The sequence below is a fragment of the Actinosynnema sp. NPDC023587 genome, from assembly GCF_040640215.1.
In the GTDB taxonomy this organism is placed as follows: Bacteria; Actinomycetota; Actinomycetes; order Mycobacteriales; family Pseudonocardiaceae; genus Actinosynnema.
The window spans coordinates 255,227-274,402 of the sequence record NZ_JBFABG010000011.1 but is presented as its reverse complement, the minus strand read 5'-3'; the positions used below and the strand labels follow the sequence as shown (position 1 = coordinate 274,402).

Sequence of the window (19,176 nt, the reverse complement as noted above, 5' to 3'; positions counted from 1 at the left end):
GGTACCCCCCCCCCCCCGGGGCGCCCCCGGGGGGGGGGGGGCCCCCCCCCACGCGGTGGGTGAGGTGTGCGCGGGGAACGCGCTCAGGCGTCCACCTCGGCCATCACCTGGTCCGAGATGTCGAAGTTCGCGAACACGTTCTGCACGTCGTCGCAGTCTTCCAGGGCGTCGATCAGCTTGAAGATCTTCCGCGCGCCCTCGGCGTCCAACTGCACCGTGACCGACGGGAGGAAGTTCGCTTCCGCGCTCTCGTAGTCGTAGCCCGCTTCCTGGAGCGCCTTGCGGACACCCACCAGGTCGCCCGCCTCGCTGACCACCTCGTAGCTCTCGCCCAGGTCGTTGACCTCTTCGGCTCCCGCGTCCAGGACCGCCATGAGGACGTCGTCCTCGGACAGGTCGCCCTTGGGCACGATCACGACGCCCTTGCGGGCGAACATGTACGACACCGAGCCCGGGTCGGCCATGCTGCCGCCGTTGCGGCTCATCGCGGTGCGGACCTCGGAGGCCGCGCGGTTGCGGTTGTCGGTGAGGCACTCCACCAGGACCGCCACGCCGTTCGGGCCGTAGCCCTCGTACATGATGGTCTGCCAGTCGGCTCCGCCGGCTTCCTCGCCGCCGCCGCGCTTGCGGGCGCGTTCGATGTTGTCCAGCGGCACCGAGTTCTTGCGGGCTTTCTGGACGGCGTCGTACAGCGTGGGGTTGCCGTCCGGGTCACTGCCGCCCGTGCGGGCCGCGACCTCGATGTTCTTGATGAGCCGCGCGAAGAGCTTGCCGCGCTTGGCGTCGATTGCGGCCTTCTTGTGCTTGGTGGTCGCCCACTTTGAGTGGCCGCTCATTTCTCCTCCGTCTGATACTCAGCCCGCGGCACGGACCATGTCCACGAAATGGCGGTGCACGCGTCCGTCGCCGGTCAGCTCCGGGTGGAACGAGGTGGCGAGCACGTGCCCCTGCCGAACCGCGACGATCCTACCGGCGGCGGCCCCGGCCTCGGCGGATTCGGGGACCCGGGCGAGTACTTCCACGTCGTCCCCCACCTCCTCCACCCACGGGGCGCGGATGAACACCGCGTGCACCTCGCCCACGTCGGTGAAGTCGAGGTCCGCCTCGAAGGAGTCCACCTGCCGACCGAACGCGTTGCGCCGCACGACGATGTCCAGCCCGCCCAACTGGTGCTGGTCGGCCCGGCCGTCGAGGACCTGATCGGCGAGCAGGATCATGCCGGCACACGAGCCGTAGGTGGGCATCCCCTCCCCGATCCGCGCGCGCAGCGGCTCCAGCAGCTCGAACGTCGCGAGCAGGCGGCTGATCGTGGTGGACTCGCCGCCGGGCAGCACGACCCCGTCGACCTCGGCCAGCTCCTCGGGGCGGCGGATCGGGCGGGCCAGCACGTCGGCCTCGGCGAGGGCGACCAGATGTTCACGGACGTCGCCCTGGAGGGCGAGGACACCGACGACGGACACGGCTGGTTTTCCTCCTCGTTGAACTCCCTCCAGCCTAGGTGACCGGCCCGGACGGGGTGGCCGTGGCACCCCGTCCGGGCCGGTCGGGCGGTGCGGGTTCAGCCGTCGGCGTCGGCGCGGTGCCCGGGTGAGGGCGGATCGGTGGCGCGCGGTGCGGTCGGGTGCCCGCCGGTGAGGGCCTGGTCCAGGTCTCCCCAGAGGTCCTCCACGTCCTCCAGGCCGGCGCTGAGGCGCAGCAGGGTGTCCGGGACGCCGCCGGCGTGGCGGTCGGCGGTGGGCACCAGGCGGTGGGTCAGCGCGGCGGGGTGCTCGACGAGGGTGTCCACCGAGCCGAGGCTGACCGCCGGGGTGATCAGCCGGAGCCGGCGGACGACGGCCGCCGGGTCGTCCCCGGTGGTGAAGGCGAGCATCGCACCGGGGCCGCGCGACTGGGTGCCCAGGAGGTGGCTCGGAGTGCGGCCGGGGTAGCGCACGCCGGTGACGGCGGGGTGCCGGGCCAGGCGGTTCGCGAGTTCGGTCGCGGTCCGCTGGGCGGCCTCCACGCGCAGCGGGAGGGTGGCGAGACCCCGGTGCAGCAGGTAGCCGCCGAGGGGGTGCAGGACGGCTCCGGTGACGATCCTGATCCGGCGCAGTGCTTTGGCTTCCGCTTCGGCGCAGGCCACGACACCGCCGAGCACGTCTCCGTGTCCGCCGAGGTACTTGGTGCCGGAGTGCAGGACGTAGGCCGCGCCCAGGGGTGCGGGGTTCTGGAGGACGGGTGTGGCGAAGGTGTTGTCCACCACGACCGGCACGTGGCCGGCCTGGGCGGTGACGCAGGCGATGTCCACCAGGTCGAGGGTGGGGTTCGCCGGGGTTTCCAGGACGACAAGTCCGGTGTCCGGGGTGATGGCCTCGGCGACGCGGTCGGCACCGGCGTAGGTGGTGCGCACGCCCAGGAGGCCGGAGGACAGCAGGTGGTCGGTGCCGCCGTAGAGGGGCCGCACGGCCACCACGTGCGGTTTGCCGGTCAGGACGCACGCGGCCTGGACCACGGCCGTCACCGCGGCCGTGCCGCTGCCGAACGCGACCGCCGCTTCGGTGAGTTCGAGGGTGGCCAGGGCGTTCTCGAACCGGGCGACGGTCGGGTTGTGCAGGCGGGAGTACACCGGGGACGTGGCGCGCGCGGCACCCTCGGCGAGGGCTTGCAGGGCCTCCCCGCCCTCGACCTGGTCGGGCACGGGGTAGGTGGTCGACAGGTCGATCGGGAGCGCGTGCACGCCCAGGGCGGCGAGGTCGTCGCGCCCACCGTGCACTGCCGTCGTCCGCAAGCGTGTCATGGCGGAATCGTGGACTTCTCGTCGGCCGAACGGCGATGATTCCGCAGGTTGTTCGAGGGAACGGGGTGCTCGCCGCGATGGATTCGACCGACGCCGCGATCGTGCGGGAGTTGCAGAAGGACGCGCGGCTGCCCAACAAGGAGCCGGCCGACCGGGTGCACGTCGCGGCGTCCACCTGCGTGGTCCGGCACCGGGCCCTGCGGGACCGGGGTGTGATCACCGGCTACCACGCGGAGGTGGACCTGGCGGCCGTCGGCCGGCCGGTGCAGGCGGTGATCGCGGTCCGGGTCCGGCCGCACACGCGGGCCGTCGTGGAGCCGTTCATGGCGTACGTGCTCTCGCTGCCGGAGGTGCTCGCGGTGTCGCACGTGGCCGGACCGGAGGACTTCCTGGTGCACGTGGCGGTCGCCGACACCGCGCACCTGCAACGGCTGGTGCTCGACCGGTTCACCACGCGGCGCGAGGTGCGCGAGCTGCACACGAACCTGCTGTTCCAGCACGTCCGCAAGCACACCGTGCCCCCCGTCGCGGTGCCTTGACCGGCGACGGGGTGCGCGGTGTGTTAGCAATGGCCATGGTCGACGCACTCCGTGATCTGCTGGACGGCCGCTGGGCGGAACTGCGCCGCGCGTCCCTGGACCTGCTCGGGAAGCTGGAGCCGGCGGGCGAGCTGGAGCGCGAGGAGTACCGGGCCTGGGTGCTGGAGCAGATGCGGGCGCTGGCCGCCGGCGGGCACCCGCTGATCGGGTTCCCGGCGGAGTACGGCGGGCGCGACGACGTCGGCGGTTCGGTGGTCGCGTTCGAGGTGCTCGGGTTCGGCGACCTGTCGCTGATGGTGAAGGCCGGCGTGCAGTGGGGGCTGTTCGGCGGCGCGGTGCAGGCGTTGGGCACGCGCGAGCACCACGAGCTGATCCCGGCGATCATGAGCATGGAGCTGCCCGGCTGCTTCGCGATGACCGAGTCCGGGCACGGGTCGGACGTGCAGAACCTGCGCACGACGGCCACCTACGACGCGGCGGCGCAGGAGTTCGTCGTGCACACGCCGGACGCGTCGGCGCGCAAGGACTACATCGGCAACGCCGCGCGGGACGGACGGGTGGCGGTGGTGTTCGCCCAGCTCGTGACGGACGGGTCCGGGCACGGCGTGCACGCGCTGCTGGTGCCGATCCGGGACGCGTCGGGCGCGCCGGTGCCGGGTGTGCGGATCGAGGACTGCGGGCCGAAGGCCGGGTTGAACGGCGTGGACAACGGGCGGTTGTGGTTCGACCAGGTCCGGGTGCCGCGCTCGGCGCTGCTGGACCGGTACGGGTCGGTGTCGCCCGACGGCGGGTACTCCAGCCCGGTCGAGGGCACCGGACGGCGGTTCTTCACCATGCTCGGCACGCTGGTACGTGGGCGGATCAGCGTGGCGGGCGGCGCGGGCAGCGCGACGAAGAAGGCGCTGGCCATCGCGATCCGGTACGGCCTGACCCGGCGGCAGTTCACCCGGCCCGACTCCGGCGAGGAGGTCGTGGTGCTGGACTACCTGGCCCACCAGCGGCGGCTGCTGCCCGCGCTGGCCACCTCGTACGCGCTGCACTTCGCGCAGGAGGAGCTGGTCTCGGCGCTGCACGACGTGTCCGACGACCGGGCGCGGCGGGAGCTGGAGTCGCGGGCGGCGGGCCTGAAGGCGGTCGCGACCTGGCACGCCACGACGACCATCCAGGCGTGCCGGGAGGCGTGCGGCGGAGCCGGGTACCTGAGCGAGAACCTGCTGGCCGGGTTGAAGGCCGACACCGACGTGTTCACCACGTTCGAGGGCGACAACACCGTCCTGCTCCAGCTCGTCGCGAAGGGGCTGCTGACCAGCTACCGCGACCACGTGGGCGACCTGGACCCGCTGGGCATGGCGCGGTTCGTGGCCGACCAGTTCGTGGGCGTGGTGATCGAGCGGACGGCGGCGCGGGCGATCATCGACCGGCTGGTCAGCGGCAGCTCCGACGCGTTGCTGGACCGGGGTTGGCAGGTGCGGCAGTTCGAGGACCGCGAGCGGCACGTGCTGGAGGGGTTGGCGCGGCGGTTGCGGCGGGCCACCGCCGCGAACGCGTTCGACGTGTTCAACGCCGCACAGGACCACCTGCTGCACGCGGCGCGCGTGCACGTCGACCGGGTGGTGCTGGAGGCGTTCGTGGCGGCCGTCGACCGCTGCGAGGACCCGGCGGACGCCAGGTTGGTGGACCGGTTGTGCGACCTGTACGCGCTGAGCACCATCGAGGCGGACCGGGCCTGGTTCCTGGAGCACGGCCGGCTCACCGCCGCGCGGTCCAAGGCCGTGACGCAGGCGGTGAACGACCTGTGCGCCGCTGTGCGACCGAACGCGCGGCGTCTGGTGGACGCCTTCGGGGTGCCCGAGGGCTGGCTGGCGGCACCGATCACCGGGTGATCAGGACAGAATGGTCCGTATGGACGAGCTGACCGTAGGGCTGGCCGGATATGTGTACGCCGTCGCGGAACAGGTCGGCGTGCCACCCGAAGGCACCGAGTACGAGGTCAGCGACACCGCGACCGCGTACCTGGGGCTGGCCGAGGGTGCCGGTCGTGACCTGATGCTGTTGTGGAGCGAGTTGCACGGATGGTCGATCGCGGTGGAGACGGACCCCTCCGAACCGCCCGTGGTGCTGGCGCGGCTGGGTGTGTCGCTGGTCCCACCTCCGCGCGCGGTGGCCCGGTTCGTGGCCGACGTGCTGGCGGGCAGGCGCGGCGACGACCGGCCGGCGTCGGACGACGGCCGGAGGGCGCTGACCGCGAGCCTGCGCCCGTACGTGCGGGACCGGGATTAGCGGGTGCGGGGGCGGGGGCGGGTGGCCGACCGCGACGGCGGTGAGGCGTCCGCCGGCCGCCCCGCCGACGCCGAGCGGCCCGCGGGAATCCCGCGGGCCGCTCGTGGTCCGGGTGCCTACCAGCCGCGCTCGGCCAGCCGGTGCGGCTGCGGGATCTCGTCCACGTTGATGCCGACCATCGCCTCGCCCAGGCCGCGCGAGACCTTGGCCAGCACGTCCGGGTCGTCGTGGAACGTCGTCGCCTTCACGATCGCCTCGGCGCGCTGCGCCGGGTTGCCGGACTTGAAGATGCCCGAGCCGACGAACACGCCCTCGGCACCGAGCTGCATCATCATCGCCGCGTCGGCCGGGGTCGCGATGCCGCCCGCGGTGAACAGCACGACCGGCAGCTTGCCGGCCTCCGCGACCTCGCGGACCAGCTCGTACGGGGCCTGGAGCTCCTTGGCCGCCACGAAGAGCTCGTCCGACGGGAGGTTCTGGAGGCGCAGGAGCTCGGCGCGGATCTTGCGCATGTGGGTGGTCGCGTTGGACACGTCGCCGGTGCCCGCCTCGCCCTTGGAGCGGATCATCGCGGCACCCTCGGTGATCCGGCGCAGGGCCTCGCCGAGGTTCGTCGCACCGCACACGAACGGCACGGTGAACTGCCACTTGTCGATGTGGTTGGCGTAGTCCGCCGGGGTCAGCACCTCGGACTCGTCGACGTAGTCCACGCCGAGCGCCTGGAGGACCTGGGCCTCGACGAAGTGGCCGATGCGGGCCTTCGCCATGACCGGGATGGACACCGCCGAGATGATGCCGTCGATCATGTCCGGGTCGCTCATCCGGGACACGCCGCCCTGCGCGCGGATGTCGGCGGGCACGCGCTCCAGCGCCATGACGGCCACCGCGCCGGCGTCCTCGGCGATCTTGGCCTGCTCGGCGTTGACCACGTCCATGATCACGCCGCCCTTGAGCATCTCCGCCATGCCGCGCTTGACGCGGGCGGTGCCGGTGACGTGGGTACCGGAGTCGGATGAAGTGGTCACGGCCAACCTTTCCTTGAGCGAACAACGCCTTCATCGTACGTCGCACGTGGACCGCCCAGGCAGGCCAATCCGGCACGTTCTCAGCAGGCCACTCGACACACAACCGCTGGTAGTGGCCTACGCCACCTTCTCGCTGCCGGGAGGTGAGCGGCACACCGCGGACCGCCGTTCGGCGGCGTGCGGCCGGGCGGGGCGCGGCCTTCGGCTCACCGCCGGCGGACGTCTACCGCGTCGTCGTACACCCGGAACAGCGCGGGCAACCGGTCGGACCGCGCCGCCAGCTCGTGCCAGCAGCGCGCGACCAGGGCACGGGCCCGCGCACCGGCCCACGGCTGCGGCAGGAGCTCCGGGGGCAGCAGCGGATCGGGTTCCACGGCCCGGGTGAACTCGGCGGCCAGCTCGACGGCGATGCGCAGCAGGTCGATCCGCGACGCGCCCTCCCGCAACCGCCGCAGGCGGACCCGCGCCACCTCGGCCAGCCGCTCGTGGCGGGCGGCGACCTCGTCCAGCGGCCACAGCCGGGCGGCCAGCACGACCGGCGACGCCTCACCGCCGACGCGCAGGTCCGCGCTGCTCAGGAACGTGACGGCGGACTGCGCGCCGAGTCGCGCGGCCTCGGCTTCGACCAGCTCCTCCCACTCGTGCGGCGACACGTAGAGGCCGCCGTGCAGCGCCGCGCCGCCCAAGCGCACGATCGCGTCCCGCAGCGCGTCCCGGGCGGGTCGTCGGGACTCCGGCACGGCGAACGCGACGAGGTGCCACCTGCCGTCCCACGACACCTCCCCCGCGTCCTGCCGGTACATGAACCGGACGAATTCGACGTCCGGTTCGGCGGCCCGCCGCGCGGGCGGCGTCATGCGGAGCACCGCCCCCCGACCGCGTCCCTCGACGGTGAACTTCCGCTCGGCGACCAGCCGCTTGACGCACAGCCGCACCTGCTGGTCGCTCATCCCCAGTTCGCCGGCGACCTCGTACAGCTCGTCCGCCCGGACCGTGCCGTCCGTTCCGACGAGGGCTTCGACCACAGTCCTGGTGGGCACCTCGACGTCCATGTGTTCAAATCTACTACGTTCGTAGAGGAGACGATAGTTCGAGAGGTGGCTCATGAGACGGTGGCTGCTCGGTGCGCTCGTCGGATCGTTGGTGTCGACCGTTGGCGGCGCGGGGTGGCTGGCCTACCAGCACTCCTATGACCTGCGCGAAGAGCGTGTGGAGATCGGTGACCTGCGCGGCGTGCTGGCCCTCCCGGAGACCGGCGGACGGCACGGGCTGGTGGTGTTCGTGCACGGGGACGGGCCCGTCGACGCGACCCACGAGACGTTCTACCGGCCGATCTGGGAGGCGTTCGCCCGCGCCGGCTACGCCTCGCTGTCCTGGGACAAGCCGGGTGTGAACGGCGCGCCCGGCAACTGGCTGCACCAGACGATGGCCGACCGCGTCCGCGAGACGCTGGACGCGGTCGCCTGGGCGAAGGGCCGCCCGGAGATCGACCCGGAGCGGATCGGCCTGTGGGGCGCGAGCCAGGCGGGGTGGGTGCTGCCGGCGGCGGCCCGGCACCCGGACGTCGGTTTCCTGATCGCGGTCGGCCCGGCGGTGAACTGGCACCAGCAGGGCCGCTTCAACCTGCTCGCCGAGCTGCGCGAGCGCGGCGCGCCCCCCGAGGAGGTCACCGCCGCCCTCGCCCGGCGCGAGGCCACGCTCGACCACCTGCGGCGCGGGTCGACCTTCGAGGAGCACCGGGCGGCGGTGGGCGACGCGGACCTCACGCCCGACCGGTGGCGGTTCATCCGGGCCAACCACGAGTCGGACGCGACGGCGGACCTCGCCCGGGTGGAGGTGCCGACCCTGCTGGTGCTCGGCGGGCGGGACGTACACGTGGACGTCGCCGACACCGAGGCCGGGTACCGGCGGCTGGTCCGCCGCCTGGAGGTGCGGACCTACCCCGACGGCACGCACGGCATCACCCGCGCCGACCGGGGCGAGTTCGCCACCGCGGCGGTGGCCCTCGCCGCGCCGCGCGCGCTGTTCGCCGACGGCTACCTGGACGACCTGCGCCGATTCGTGGCGGGGTTGCGGTGACCCCCGGTGACCGGGGAGGGGGTGGCGGGCTCGGCCGACGTGACGCCGCGTGCCTCACGTCCGGGTTCCTCCTGCCGGGTTGGAGGTGTCCGGTTGGCTTGTCCCAGCGCCGCCACGGGTGTGAGATCGAACACTAAACACTTGTGGAGGGTGGTCCTCATGGGAACCAAGAACTCCGACAACGGCCACTCGGCAGGCGCGGTCGCTGTGGACAACCCGGCCAAGGTCCGCAACGTCGTGCTGGTCGGCCCGTCCGGCTCCGGCAAGACGACGCTCACCGAGGCCCTGCTCGCCACCGCCGGCGTCCTGACCAGGGCGGGTTCGGTCACCGAAGGCACCACCGTCTGCGACCACGACCCGGCCGCCGTGCGCCAGCAGCGGTCGGTGGGACTCGCCGTCGCGCCGGTCCGGCACGGCGACGTGAAGATCAACTTCATCGACACGCCCGGCTACGCGGACTTCGTCGGCGAACTGCGCGCCGGCCTGCGCGCCGCCGACGCCGCGCTGTTCGTCGTCAGCGCCGCCGAGGGGGTGGACGCCACCACGGTCGCGCTGTGGGAGGAGTGCGCGGCGGTCGGCATGCCGCGCGCCGTGGTGATCGCCCGCACCGACCACCACCGGGCCGACGTGGCCGGGGAGATCGCCGCCTGCCGGGAGGCGTTCGGCGCGGGCGTGGTGCCGCTCTACCTGCCCGGCGACGACGGCCTGGTCAACCTGCTGACCACCGAGGACCCCCGGTACGGCGACCAGCGCGACGCGCTGATCGAGGGCGTGATCGCGGAGAGCGAGGACGAGACCCTGCTGGACCGCTACCTGGCGGGCGAGCACGTCGACCAGGCCACGCTCGTCGCCGACCTGGAGACGGCGGTCGGACGCGGCTCGTTCCACCCGGTGATGGCGGTCTGCTCGGCGACCGGCCTGGGCCTGCCCGAGCTGCTGGACGGGATCGCCCGCGCGTTCCCGTCGCCGCTGGGGCACCCGCTGCCCGAGGTGACCGGCGTGGACGGCATCCCGCACCCCCGGCTCGCCGCCGACCCGGACGGCCCGCTGGTCGCGGAGGTCGTGCGCACCGCCGTCGACTCCTACGTGGGACGGGTGTCGCTGGTGCGGGTGTTCTCCGGGACGCTGCGCCCGGAACGCCCGGTGCACGTGTCCGGCCACGGCATGGCCGACCGGGGGCACGAGGACCACGACGCGGACGAGCGGGTCGCGCACGTCTACTCGCCGCTGGGCGCGACCCTGCGCGAGGTGCCCTACTGCGTGGCCGGGGACCTGTGCGCGCTGACCAAGCTCGGTTCCGCCGAGACCGGCGACACGGTGTCCGCGCCGGACCGCCCGCTGCTGGTCGCGCCGTGGGAGATGCCGGAACCGCTGCTGCCGGTCGCGGTCGTGCCGCGCAGCCGCAGCGACGAGGACAGCCTGGCCCGCAACCTGGGCCGGCTGGTCGCCGGGGACCCGACCCTGCGCCTGGAGCGCAACGCCGAGACCCGCCAGCTCGTGCTGTGGTGCATGGGCGAGGCGCACGCCGACGTCGTGCTGGCCCGGCTGCGCGCGGGCGGCGCGGAGGTCGACACCGAGCAGGTCCGGGTGGCGTTGCGCGAGACGTTCGCCGCGCCCGCCCGGGGTCGCGGCCGGCACGTGAAGCAGTCCGGGGGGCACGGCCAGTACGCGGTGTGCGACCTCGTGGTCGAGCCGCTGCCGCGCGGCTCCGGCGTCGAGTTCGTCGACGAGGTCGTCGGCGGCGCGGTCCCCCACCAGTTCATCCCGAGCGTGGAGAAGGGCGTGCGGGCCCAGCTCGACCGCGGGCTGCTCGGCGGCCACCCGGTGGTGGACGTGCGGGTGACCCTGGTGGACGGCAAGGCGCACTCGGTGGACTCGTCCGACGCGGCGTTCCAGACCGCCGGGTCGCTGGCGCTCAAGGACGCCGCCGCCAACGGCCGGACCGCCCTGCTGGAACCGGTCGACGAGGTGACGATCCGGCTGCCCGACGAGCACCTGGGCACCGTCCTGGGCGACCTGTCCGGGCGGCGCGGCCGGGTGCTCGGCACCGAGGCGGACAGCGCGGGCCACACCGTCATCCGGGCCGAGGTGCCCGCGACCGCGCTGCTCCGGTACGCCGTCGAACTGCGCTCGCTGACCTCCGGCACCGGCACCTACACCCGCCGCTTCTGCCGCCACGACCCGCTGCCCCAGGCGGTGGCCGCGCGGATCTCCTGACCGGGCAGCCGGGCCCGCGACCCTTCGCCGAGCGCGGACCCGGCACCGCGCGTCACGCCCCGGACCGGCGCACGCCCACGTCGTGGACGCGCGCCGGCGGGCGCGGTCAGGTGTTCTGCGGGAAGCCGAGGTTGACGCCGCCGTGCGACGGGTCGAGCCAGCGGCCGGTGACGACCTTGGTGCGGGTGAAGAAGTGGACGCCCTCCGGGCCGTAGGCGTGCGAGTCGCCGAAGAGCGAGTCCTTCCACCCGCCGAAGGAGTAGTAGGCGACGGGCACCGGGATCGGCACGTTGACGCCGACCATCCCCACCTCGACCTCGTTCTGGTAGCGCCGCGCCGCGCCGCCGTCGTTGGTGAAGATGGCGGTGCCGTTGCCGTACGGGTTGGCGTTGACCACCTCCACCGCGTCGTCGTAGGTCGCCACCCGCAGCACGGACAGCACCGGGCCGAAGATCTCGTCGCGGTACACCGACATGTCCGTGCCCACGTGGTCGAACAGCGTGGGACCGAGCCAGAACCCGCCCGCCGCACCGTCGACCGGGTGTCCGCGCCCGTCCACGACGAGCGTCGCGCCCTCCGCGACACCGGCGTCCACGTAGGACGCGACCCTGTCCCGGTGCGCGCCGGTCACCAGGGGCCCCATCTCGCAGCCCGGTCGACGCCCGTCGCCCACGTGCAGCCGGGCGATCCGCTCGCCGATCCTGGCCACCAGCTCGTCGCCGACCGGGTCCACGGCGACCACGACCGAGATGGCCATGCACCGCTCCCCCGCCGAGCCGAAGCCCGCCGACACCGCCGCGTCCGCCGCCTGGTCCAGGTCGGCGTCGGGCAGGACGACCAGGTGGTTCTTCGCCCCGCCCAGCGCCTGCACCCGCTTGCCGTGCCGGGTCCCGGTCTCGTAGACGTACCGGGCGATCGGCGTCGAGCCGACGAACGACACCGCCTTGACGTCCGGGTGCTCCAGAATCCGGTCCACGGCCTCCTTGTCGCCGTGCACCACGTTGAGCACGCCGTCGGGCAACCCCGCCTCGGCGAGCAGCTCCGCGATGAACACCGCCGCCGACGGGTCCTTCTCGGACGGCTTGAGCACGACCGCGTTGCCGCACGCGATCGCGTTGGGCACGAACCACAGCGGGACCATCGCGGGGAAGTTGAACGGCGAGATCACGCCGACCACGCCCAACGCCTGCTGGATGGAGTACACGTCGACCCGCGTCGAGGCGTTCTCGCTGAACCCGCCCTTGAGCAGGTGCGGGATGCCGCACGCGAACTCCACCGCCTCCAGCCCGCGCTGCACCTCGCCCGCCGCGTCGGACAGGACCTTGCCGTGCTCGGCGGTCACGATCGCCGCCAGCTCGTCCTTGCGCGCGTTCAACAACTCCCGGAACGCGAACATGACGTTCGCCCGCCGGGTCAGCGACGCGTTGCGCCAGTCCGCGAACGCCGATCGGGCCGACGCCACGGCGGCGTCGACGGTGGCCGCCGACGCGAAGTCGACGTGCGCGGCGACCTGCCCGGTGGCCGGGTCGTACACCTCGCCGCTGCGGGACGGTTCGCCGTCCCAGGGCTTCCCGCCGATCCGGTGGGTGATCCTCACAGCACGTCCCCCAGAATCCCCAGTGCTTCCCCGACCTCGTCCTCGGTCACCGTCATCGGCGGCGCGAGCCGGATCACGTTGCCGTACAGGCCCCCCTTGCCGACCAGCAGCCCGCGCGCCCGGCTGCCCTCCAGCGCGGCGGCGGCGGCCCCCGGGTCGGGCTCGCCGGCCGGGCCGACGAGTTCGATGCCGACCATGAGCCCCTTGCCGCGCACGTCGCCGACGGCGGGCCGGTCCTCGGCGATGGCGCGCAGGCCGGTGCCCAGCAGGTCGCCCATCTTCGCCGCGTTGGCCTGGAGGTCGTGGTCCAGCAGGTAGTCCAGGGTGGCCAGCGCCCCGGCGGTGGACACCGGGTTGCCGCCGAAGGTGGAGATCGAGTTGGCCGTGACGCTGTCCATCAGGTCGCCCCGGGCCACCACGCCGCCGATGGCCAGCCCGTTGCCCAGGCCCTTGGCGAAGGTCATCGCGTCCGGCGTCACGCCGTGCGCCTGGATGCCCCAGAAGTGCTCGCCGGTGCGCCCCCACCCGGTCTGCACCTCGTCCGAGATCAGCAGGATGCCGTACTCGTCGAGCACCTCCTTGAACGCCGCGAACAGCCCGTCGGGCGGGGTCGCGAACCCGCCGACACCCTGGATCGGCTCGGCCAGCAGGCACGCCACGTCACCGGCGGTGGTCGTCTCGACGACCTCGCGCAGGTCGGCGACGCAGGCCTTGACGTAGTCGGCGTCCGACAGGTCCTTGAACGGGCTGCGGTAGCGGTACCCGCCGTGCACCCAGCTCACCCTGAGCGGGCTGAGCGAGGACGCCGACCAGCTCCGGTTGCCGGTGACGGCCATGCTCGCGAACGACCGGCCGTGGTAGGAGTTGCGCAGCGCCAGCACCTGGTCGCTGCGGCGGAAGCCGGTGGCCAGCATCAGCGCGGTCTCGTTGGCCTCGGTGCCGGAGTTGGTGAAGAACACCTTGGCGTCCGGGATGCCGGACAGCCCGGCGATCTTCTCGGCCAGCTCCACCTGGGCGCGGATCAGGTACAGCGTCGAGCTGTGCAGCACGCCGGTGTCGAGCTGGGCCCGGACCGCGTCGCTGATCTCGGCCACGTCGTAGCCGATGGCGTTGGTCAGGATTCCGGCGAAGAAGTCCAGGTAGGTGTTGCCCTCGCGGTCGGTCACCCGGCGGCCCCGCGCGCTCGCCAGCTCGATGGGCTGCTCGTAGTACAGCGCCAGCCAGTCGGGCATCACCGCGCGGTGACGGGCCAGCAGTTCGGCGTGGCCGGCGCGGTGCACACCTTCTTCGGGTGCCATCGGGTCCTCCTCGGGGAGCGTGGTCCGTGCTGAAGTCTGGTCGGGACACCACAGCGCCGCCATGCACAACGTGTACCGCTTTTCAGCGGATCGCATTACGTTGTGCCCATGTACCCCACCGTTGCCGAAGCCCTCGCCCTGCCGGTCGTCCGCCGGGCCGAACCCCGGGTCGTCGCGGGCGCGGCCGGGATGCAGCGCCGGGTGCGCTGGGTGCACGCCGCGGAGATCGTCGACATCGCGCACCTGCTGCGCGGTGGAGAACTCGTGTTGACCACGGGGATCGCGCTGCCCGACGACCCCGCCGGCCTGGCCCGGTACGTGGACGACCTGGCCGCCGTGGGTGCGTCCGGGCTGGTCGTGGAACTCGTGCGGCGGTGGGACGACGAGGTGCCGGGTGCGCTCGTGGCCGCCGCGGAGAAGCACGGGCTGCCCCTGGTGACCCTCGCGCGGGAAACCCGTTTCGTGTCGGTCACCGAGGCAGTCGTGGGGCTGATCGTGGACGCCCAGTTGGCCGAGCTGCGGGCCGCGGAGCAGGTGCACGAGACGTTCACCGCGCTGACCGTGGCCGGCGCGGAGCCGGCCGAGGTGCTGCGCGAGGTGGCGCGGACCTCCGGCCTGCCGGTCGTGCTGGAGACCCTGGGGCACGAGGTGCTGGCCTACGACGCCGCAGGCCAGGACCCGACCGCGCTGCTCGCCGAGTGGGGCACCCGGTCCCAGGCGGTGTCACTGCCCGAGCGGACCGCCTACCACGGGGAATCGGGCTGGCTGGTCACCGTGGTCGGCGCGCGCGGGGCGGACTGGGGCCGGCTGGTGGTCGTGTCGCCGGAACCGCCGCCGCACCGGCACGTCGTGGTCGCCGAGCGCGCGGCGTCCGCGCTGGCCGTGCACCGGCTGGTCGCGCGGGACCGGGAGTCGCTGGAGCGGCAGACGCACCGCACGCTGCTCACCCAGCTCCTCGACCGGCCGCCGCCGGACCTGCCCGCCCGCGCGGCGGCGCTCGGCGTGCCGCTGGACCGCAGGCAACTGGTCGGCGTGGCGATCCGGCCGGGCGCGGCCACCGCGCCCGCGCAGGCGCTGGCCACCCAGGAGGTGCTGCGGGACCTGGCCGAGGCGACGGCGCTGGCCACCCGCCGGGTGACCGTGCCCGCGCTGGTCGGGGTCGTGGACGACACCAGCGTCCGGGCCCTGCTGTCGCTGCCGCCCGCCGCCGGCCTGGACGGCGTGCTGCGCCGGCTGGCCCGCGAGGTGCACCGGACCGCCGCCGCGACGCAGCACGCGCTGCCGGTGGTGATCGCGGTCGGCACCACCGTGTCGGCGACGGCCGACGTGCGGCGCAGCCTCGGGGAGGCGGCGCACATCGCGGGTGCGGCGCTGCGGTCGCCGGGCACCCGGCTCTACCACCGGCTGGACGACGTCCGGTTGCGCGGATTGCTGCACCTGCTGCGCGAGGACGAACGCGTGCGCGCTTTCGCGGACCGCGAACTGGGCGCGTTGATCAACCGCGACGCGAACCACGGCAGCCGGTTGGTGGAACTGCTGCGGTGTTATTGCGAGAACGGCGGGAACAAATCGGCCGCCGCAGCGGCGGCGCATTTGTCCCGGACCGCGTACTACCAGCAGTTGTCCCGGATCGAACAGGTTCTCGGGGTGTCGCTGGAAGACCCCGAATCGGTCCTGTCGCTGTACGTGGCCCTGCTGGTCGAGGAAATGGGCGAGTCCTGACCACGCGCGTCCGATCGGCGATGCCGCGCCGCCGGCTCCGCCCAGGGGGGACCGGGGCGGAACCGGCGGGAGCTCAGCCCAGGACCGGGAGGGCGACCGGACCCGCCCCACCCGGCAGACCCGGCACGGCGGGCTTGGTCACGGTCGGGGCCTTGATCTCCGGCGCGCCGGGCAGCTTCGCGACGCCGGGAGCGGTGACCTCGCGGGCCTGGGGCGCGGGGGCGGCCTTCGGCACGAGGGGGAGCTGGGGCAGGCCGGGGAGCTGGGCCACCGGCGGCACCAGGCCGGACGAGGACGGCAACTGCGGCGCGGACGCCACGGGTGCCTGGACCGGCGCGGGCAGCGTGACCGCCTGGCCGGCGATCAGCTCGGTGACCGGCTTGGCCACGCCGGCGTCGATGCGCTGGGCGGCCTCGCCGATCTTGCCCTCCACGGTGTTCAGCGGAGCCTCGGCCGCTGCGGAGCCGGTGCCGGCCAGCAGCGGGGCCGCGCCGGCGGCGAGCAGGGCGGCGGCGCGCAGAATTCCGCGGTTGCGGTGTGCAGACACGATTTTCCCATCCTGATTGGGGACCGAAACGGTTGACCAACCCATCATCGGCACCCCGTCCCGCCCGCCAAACCCTCTCGATCGAGTGACTGACGCTGCGTAGTAGCCGTCACTCGATCGGGAAGCCCCGTGGAACGTCCACAGCGGACGGTCGGCGGACGCCCGTCGCGGGCCCGCGCGGGGGAGACTCCGCGCGGACCCACGACGGGGTCATCTCCCCGGGAATCAGGGGTTGGTGATCCCCAGCGTGTAGCTCCCGGACCCGCTGTACGCGTGCACCTGGAACCGGTAGTACCCGGGGGTGCCGTTGTACGTCACGGTCTCGTTGGCGGCCGGGGTGTCGCCCTTGGCCACGACGACCCACGAGCTGCCGTTCCACTTCTGGAGGTACAGGTCGTAGTCGGCGTTGCCCGGCCCCGCCAGGCAGCCGACGTGCGCGCCGGACACCGTGGACTGGTAGTAGCTGTTGTTCGGCTGGAACACCTGACCGCCCGAGGCGAGGGAACCGGTGTACCGGGCCTCCGCCGAGGCGCAGCCGGTGGGCGGGTTCGGGGTGCCGCCACCGCCGCCGGTCAGCAGCGTCAGGCCGTAGGCCTGGAGGATCTCGTTGACCGGCTGGAAGTACGTCGTGCCACCGGTCCGGCAGTTGCCCGACCCGCCGGAGGTGACGCCCTGCGCCTGGGTGCCCGCGACCAGCGAGCCGCCGGAGTCACCGGGCTCCGCGCAGACCGTGGTCTGGATCAGGCCGGTCACCGTCCCCTGCGGGTAGGACACCGACGAGTTGCGGGCCTGGATGGTGCCGCAGTGCCAACCCGTGGTGGAACCCGACCGGCACACCGTCGAACCGACCGGCGCGTCCTGCGACCCCGAGACCGACACCGTGCCGCCGGAGTAGTTGTTGACCAGCGCGCGCGGCGTGTTGCCGGCCGCCACCTGCACCCACGCGTAGTCGTTGCCCGGGAAGGAAGAACCCCGGAACGAACCGCTCGGGCCAGAGGTCGACGCGCCCGTGGTGCCGCAGTGCCCGGCGGTGATGAAGCCGCCGTTGACCGAGAAGCCGACCGAGCAGCGCGATCCGCTGCCGATGTTGTAGGCGTTCCCGCCGATGACGTCGATCAGCGGTCGCGGGGCTTCGGTCGTGGCCACGTACCGCACCGCCGACGCGGTGACGCCGCTGGCCGCGACGAACGCGCGGGCGGCGGACAGCTTGGCCGGCTGCGACTTGACCACGACGGTGTTCGTGGGCAGGTCGACGTACCAGCCGGGGACGGACCGGGGAGCCCTCGCGACGTTCCGGTCCAAAGTGGACTTGACCGCGTCGAGGTCGTGCTCGCTGCGCTGCACGAGCCGGCCGCGACCGCGACCGACCTGGTCCAGGTCGGCCTGCGTGGTGACGCCGACGGTCAGGGTGCCGGAGGCGTCGATCCACGCGCCGCCGAACCGGTCGTTCAGCCGCTTGCGCAGGTCGCGGGCCGTGTCGCCGGACGCCCGGTCGGCCGACAGCCGGTCGGCGGCCTGGGCCGCGTTCAGGCCCAGGTCTCGTTGGATCGCGGCGAGGATCTCGGTGCCCTGGTCCGCCGGGGCGGCCTGGGCGGTGGGAGCCAGGGCTCCGGCGGTCAACAGCGCTGCGGCCAGCGCCAGTGGTCTGAACAGTGTCGACATGGGAATTTCTCCTCGAAGGAGTGCAGGGATTCCCCGTGAAAAGTAATTTCGATCCGTCCGTTCGCGGTAATACCGGCTAGGTCATACGACGGCGTGATGGTGGTGCATTCGGGTGTTCAACTGCTCACCGGCTCCCGGGCGTGGTAGCGGACGACGCCGAAATCGGGGTGCGAGCGCAGCCACGCCGCGTAACGGGGATTGCGTTCCGCGGTGTCCCGATATGCCTCTCCCGCGTACCGCAGCACGTGCGGGCCGAACTCGGCCGCGGGGCTCTCCGGGTCCCAGCCGATCAGGTGCCGCCACCGCAGCGGAGCGCCGGCGAGCGGGATCGCGACGACACCGGGCGCGCGGCGGAACGTGGGCTGGCACAGCGCCACGGCGTCGCCGGACGCGGCCAGGTCGATGCAACTGTTGATGTCGACCTCGTACATGGTCCGCGGGGTGAAGCCGGAGCGGCTGCACGCGGCGACGAAGCACTCGCCGAAGCAGCCGTCACCGGGCACCACGGCCCACTGCATCTCCTTGAGCTGCCCCAGCTCCACCTCGTCGAGCAGGGTGAACGGGTGCTCTTCGGGGATCAGCACGAAGATCGGGTCGACCGCGATCACGCTCCAGGTCAGCCCGTACTCCGAGGGCGGCGGCGCGTCGCCGCAGACCGCGGCCAGCACGTAGTCCAGCCGGCCCTGCGCGACCGCGCCGGCGAGCTCCTCGTTGGACCAGGACACCTGGGTGCTGACGTGCGCGCCGGGGTGCGACTCGGTGATCCGGTGCACGACGCCGCCGAGCATCGGCCCGTTCACCGCGCCGACCCGGTACCGCTCGCTCGGCATGTTGTCATCGACCAGCCGGAGCGCGTCCTCCTGGAGGCGCGAGAAGGCGGGCAGCAGGACGCGGGCGCGTTCCAGCACGAGTTCGCCGAGCGGAGTGGTCCGCGCGCCCTTGTGGTCTCGCTCGAACAGCTTGCCACCGAGCAGGCTCTCGATCCGGTGCAGTTGCGCGGTGAGAGCGGGTTGCGCGAGGCCCAGCAAGGAAGACGCCTTCGAGAGGCTGCCCGCGTCGGCGATCGCGCACACGACCCGCAGGTGTCTCAGTTCGAGCTTCATCCACACGACGGTAGGTCACTGTTAACACCCAGTCGAGGGGCTGGGGACGCGGAGTGGCCCCATTCCGGGCCGAGTGGTGCCGAACGCGGGCCGGCGGTGGACAGAGTGTGCCCGGATCATGACAAGCGTGGACACTGTGACACTGCCCAGCGCATGCGGAACGACCCGAGGATGCCGGGAGGGAAATCGCGCCGGAGCGCCGCAACCGGTGGGAGTTTCACGAGCGTAACAGGGGAGGGACCGATGGCCCTCGACTCCGCAGCGCAGGTCACACCCGGTCCCGACGGGCGCGTGGAGCACGACGTCCCCGGATGCGCGCCGGCGGCGCTGG

16 protein-coding genes are annotated in these 19,176 nt (G+C 73.0%); 6 read left to right on the top strand and 10 right to left on the bottom strand.

The features are described 5' to 3' along the window. Window positions 1-83: 83 nt before the first annotated feature. The 3 genes from AB0G01_RS26680 to AB0G01_RS26670 form a co-directional block, all read right to left on the bottom strand. Window positions 84-836: a YebC/PmpR family DNA-binding transcriptional regulator gene (locus tag AB0G01_RS26680; protein WP_360950421.1), complete on the bottom strand. Its 753-nt coding sequence runs from the start codon at window positions 834-836 to the stop codon at window positions 84-86. Window positions 837-854: 18 nt separating this feature from the next. Continuing rightward, complete coding sequence (gene pdxT, locus AB0G01_RS26675; RefSeq protein ID WP_360950418.1) at window positions 855-1,460, bottom strand: pyridoxal 5'-phosphate synthase glutaminase subunit PdxT; 606 nt, start codon at window positions 1,458-1,460, stop codon at window positions 855-857. A gap of 98 nt (window positions 1,461-1,558) precedes the next feature. Next, on the bottom strand, window positions 1,559-2,776 hold the full coding sequence (locus AB0G01_RS26670; protein ID WP_360950415.1) for an aminotransferase class I/II-fold pyridoxal phosphate-dependent enzyme: 1,218 nt from the start codon (window positions 2,774-2,776) through the stop codon (window positions 1,559-1,561). 77 nt (window positions 2,777-2,853) lie between these two features. Here AB0G01_RS26670 and AB0G01_RS26665 point away from each other — a divergent pair, with 77 nt between their 5' ends. Genes AB0G01_RS26665 through AB0G01_RS26655 form a run of 3 tightly spaced genes read left to right on the top strand, consistent with a single transcriptional unit; the run spans window position 2,854 to window position 5,595 of the window. After that, complete coding sequence (locus AB0G01_RS26665) at window positions 2,854-3,315, top strand: Lrp/AsnC family transcriptional regulator (RefSeq protein ID WP_360950412.1); 462 nt, start codon at window positions 2,854-2,856, stop codon at window positions 3,313-3,315. Window positions 3,316-3,350: 35 nt separating this feature from the next. Then, the gene (locus AB0G01_RS26660; protein ID WP_360950409.1) at window positions 3,351-5,198 is read left to right on the top strand and encodes an acyl-CoA dehydrogenase; all 1,848 of its coding nucleotides are present in this window, start codon (window positions 3,351-3,353) and stop codon (window positions 5,196-5,198) included. A gap of 19 nt (window positions 5,199-5,217) precedes the next feature. Next, window positions 5,218-5,595, top strand: a complete 378-nt coding sequence (locus tag AB0G01_RS26655; RefSeq protein WP_360950406.1) for a DUF6292 family protein — start codon at window positions 5,218-5,220, stop codon at window positions 5,593-5,595. A gap of 116 nt (window positions 5,596-5,711) precedes the next feature. Here the strand turns inward: AB0G01_RS26655 and pdxS are convergent, their stop codons facing one another. Beyond that, complete coding sequence (gene pdxS / locus AB0G01_RS26650; protein ID WP_360950403.1) at window positions 5,712-6,626, bottom strand: pyridoxal 5'-phosphate synthase lyase subunit PdxS; 915 nt, start codon at window positions 6,624-6,626, stop codon at window positions 5,712-5,714. A 200-nt stretch (window positions 6,627-6,826) separates the two neighbouring features. Further along, entirely contained in the window at window positions 6,827-7,672 is an 846-nt protein-coding gene (locus AB0G01_RS26645; RefSeq protein WP_360950400.1) for a PaaX family transcriptional regulator C-terminal domain-containing protein, read from the bottom strand. 52 nt (window positions 7,673-7,724) lie between these two features. Between AB0G01_RS26645 and AB0G01_RS26640 the strand changes: the two genes are divergently transcribed. Continuing rightward, window positions 7,725-8,699 carry an alpha/beta hydrolase gene (locus AB0G01_RS26640; protein WP_360950397.1) on the top strand — a complete coding sequence of 325 codons (975 nt, stop codon included), beginning with the start codon at window positions 7,725-7,727 and terminating at the stop codon, window positions 8,697-8,699. Window positions 8,700-8,858: 159 nt separating this feature from the next. After that, window positions 8,859-10,916 carry an elongation factor G-like protein EF-G2 gene (locus tag AB0G01_RS26635; RefSeq protein WP_360950394.1) on the top strand — a complete coding sequence of 686 codons (2,058 nt, stop codon included), beginning with the start codon at window positions 8,859-8,861 and terminating at the stop codon, window positions 10,914-10,916. A gap of 106 nt (window positions 10,917-11,022) precedes the next feature. Here the strand turns inward: AB0G01_RS26635 and AB0G01_RS26630 are convergent, their stop codons facing one another. Both AB0G01_RS26630 and AB0G01_RS26625 read right to left on the bottom strand, forming a co-directional pair. After that, on the bottom strand, window positions 11,023-12,513 hold the full coding sequence (locus AB0G01_RS26630) for a CoA-acylating methylmalonate-semialdehyde dehydrogenase (protein WP_360950391.1): 1,491 nt from the start codon (window positions 12,511-12,513) through the stop codon (window positions 11,023-11,025). Next, window positions 12,510-13,811, bottom strand: a complete 1,302-nt coding sequence (locus AB0G01_RS26625) for an aspartate aminotransferase family protein (RefSeq protein ID WP_360950388.1) — start codon at window positions 13,809-13,811, stop codon at window positions 12,510-12,512. The genes AB0G01_RS26630 and AB0G01_RS26625 overlap by 4 nt, the downstream gene beginning before the upstream one ends. A 108-nt stretch (window positions 13,812-13,919) precedes the next feature. On the opposite strand from AB0G01_RS26625, the gene AB0G01_RS26620 reads away from it, so the two are divergent. Then, window positions 13,920-15,533 carry a PucR family transcriptional regulator ligand-binding domain-containing protein gene (locus AB0G01_RS26620; protein ID WP_360950385.1) on the top strand — a complete coding sequence of 538 codons (1,614 nt, stop codon included), beginning with the start codon at window positions 13,920-13,922 and terminating at the stop codon, window positions 15,531-15,533. Window positions 15,534-15,606: 73 nt separating this feature from the next. Here AB0G01_RS26620 and AB0G01_RS26615 read toward each other — a convergent pair whose 3' ends face one another. From AB0G01_RS26615 to AB0G01_RS26605, 3 genes are all read right to left on the bottom strand, one after another. Beyond that, window positions 15,607-16,080, bottom strand: a complete 474-nt coding sequence (locus AB0G01_RS26615) for a hypothetical protein (RefSeq protein ID WP_360950382.1) — start codon at window positions 16,078-16,080, stop codon at window positions 15,607-15,609. Between the two features lie 225 nt (window positions 16,081-16,305). Beyond that, entirely contained in the window at window positions 16,306-17,742 is a 1,437-nt protein-coding gene (locus tag AB0G01_RS26610; protein WP_360950379.1) for a S1 family peptidase, read from the bottom strand. Window positions 17,743-17,858: 116 nt separating this feature from the next. Next, the gene (locus AB0G01_RS26605) at window positions 17,859-18,845 is read right to left on the bottom strand and encodes a LysR family transcriptional regulator (protein ID WP_360950376.1); all 987 of its coding nucleotides are present in this window, start codon (window positions 18,843-18,845) and stop codon (window positions 17,859-17,861) included. Between the last annotated feature and the right edge of the window lie 331 nt (window positions 18,846-19,176).

Coding starts and splice junctions, on each gene's coding strand:
- AB0G01_RS26680 (WP_360950421.1), bottom strand. CDS start 836: ATGAGCGGCCACTCAAAGTGGGCGACCACCAAGCACAAGAAGGCCGCA.
- AB0G01_RS26670 (WP_360950415.1), bottom strand. CDS start 2,776: ATGACACGCTTGCGGACGACGGCAGTGCACGGTGGGCGCGACGACCTC.
- AB0G01_RS26665 (WP_360950412.1), top strand. CDS start 2,854: ATGGATTCGACCGACGCCGCGATCGTGCGGGAGTTGCAGAAGGACGCG.
- AB0G01_RS26660 (WP_360950409.1), top strand. CDS start 3,351: ATGGTCGACGCACTCCGTGATCTGCTGGACGGCCGCTGGGCGGAACTG.
- AB0G01_RS26655 (WP_360950406.1), top strand. CDS start 5,218: ATGGACGAGCTGACCGTAGGGCTGGCCGGATATGTGTACGCCGTCGCG.
- AB0G01_RS26645 (WP_360950400.1), bottom strand. CDS start 7,672: ATGGACGTCGAGGTGCCCACCAGGACTGTGGTCGAAGCCCTCGTCGGA.
- AB0G01_RS26640 (WP_360950397.1), top strand. CDS start 7,725: ATGAGACGGTGGCTGCTCGGTGCGCTCGTCGGATCGTTGGTGTCGACC.
- AB0G01_RS26635 (WP_360950394.1), top strand. CDS start 8,859: ATGGGAACCAAGAACTCCGACAACGGCCACTCGGCAGGCGCGGTCGCT.
- AB0G01_RS26625 (WP_360950388.1), bottom strand. CDS start 13,811: ATGGCACCCGAAGAAGGTGTGCACCGCGCCGGCCACGCCGAACTGCTG.
- AB0G01_RS26620 (WP_360950385.1), top strand. CDS start 13,920: ATGTACCCCACCGTTGCCGAAGCCCTCGCCCTGCCGGTCGTCCGCCGG.
- AB0G01_RS26610 (WP_360950379.1), bottom strand. CDS start 17,742: ATGTCGACACTGTTCAGACCACTGGCGCTGGCCGCAGCGCTGTTGACC.
- AB0G01_RS26605 (WP_360950376.1), bottom strand. CDS start 18,845: ATGAAGCTCGAACTGAGACACCTGCGGGTCGTGTGCGCGATCGCCGAC.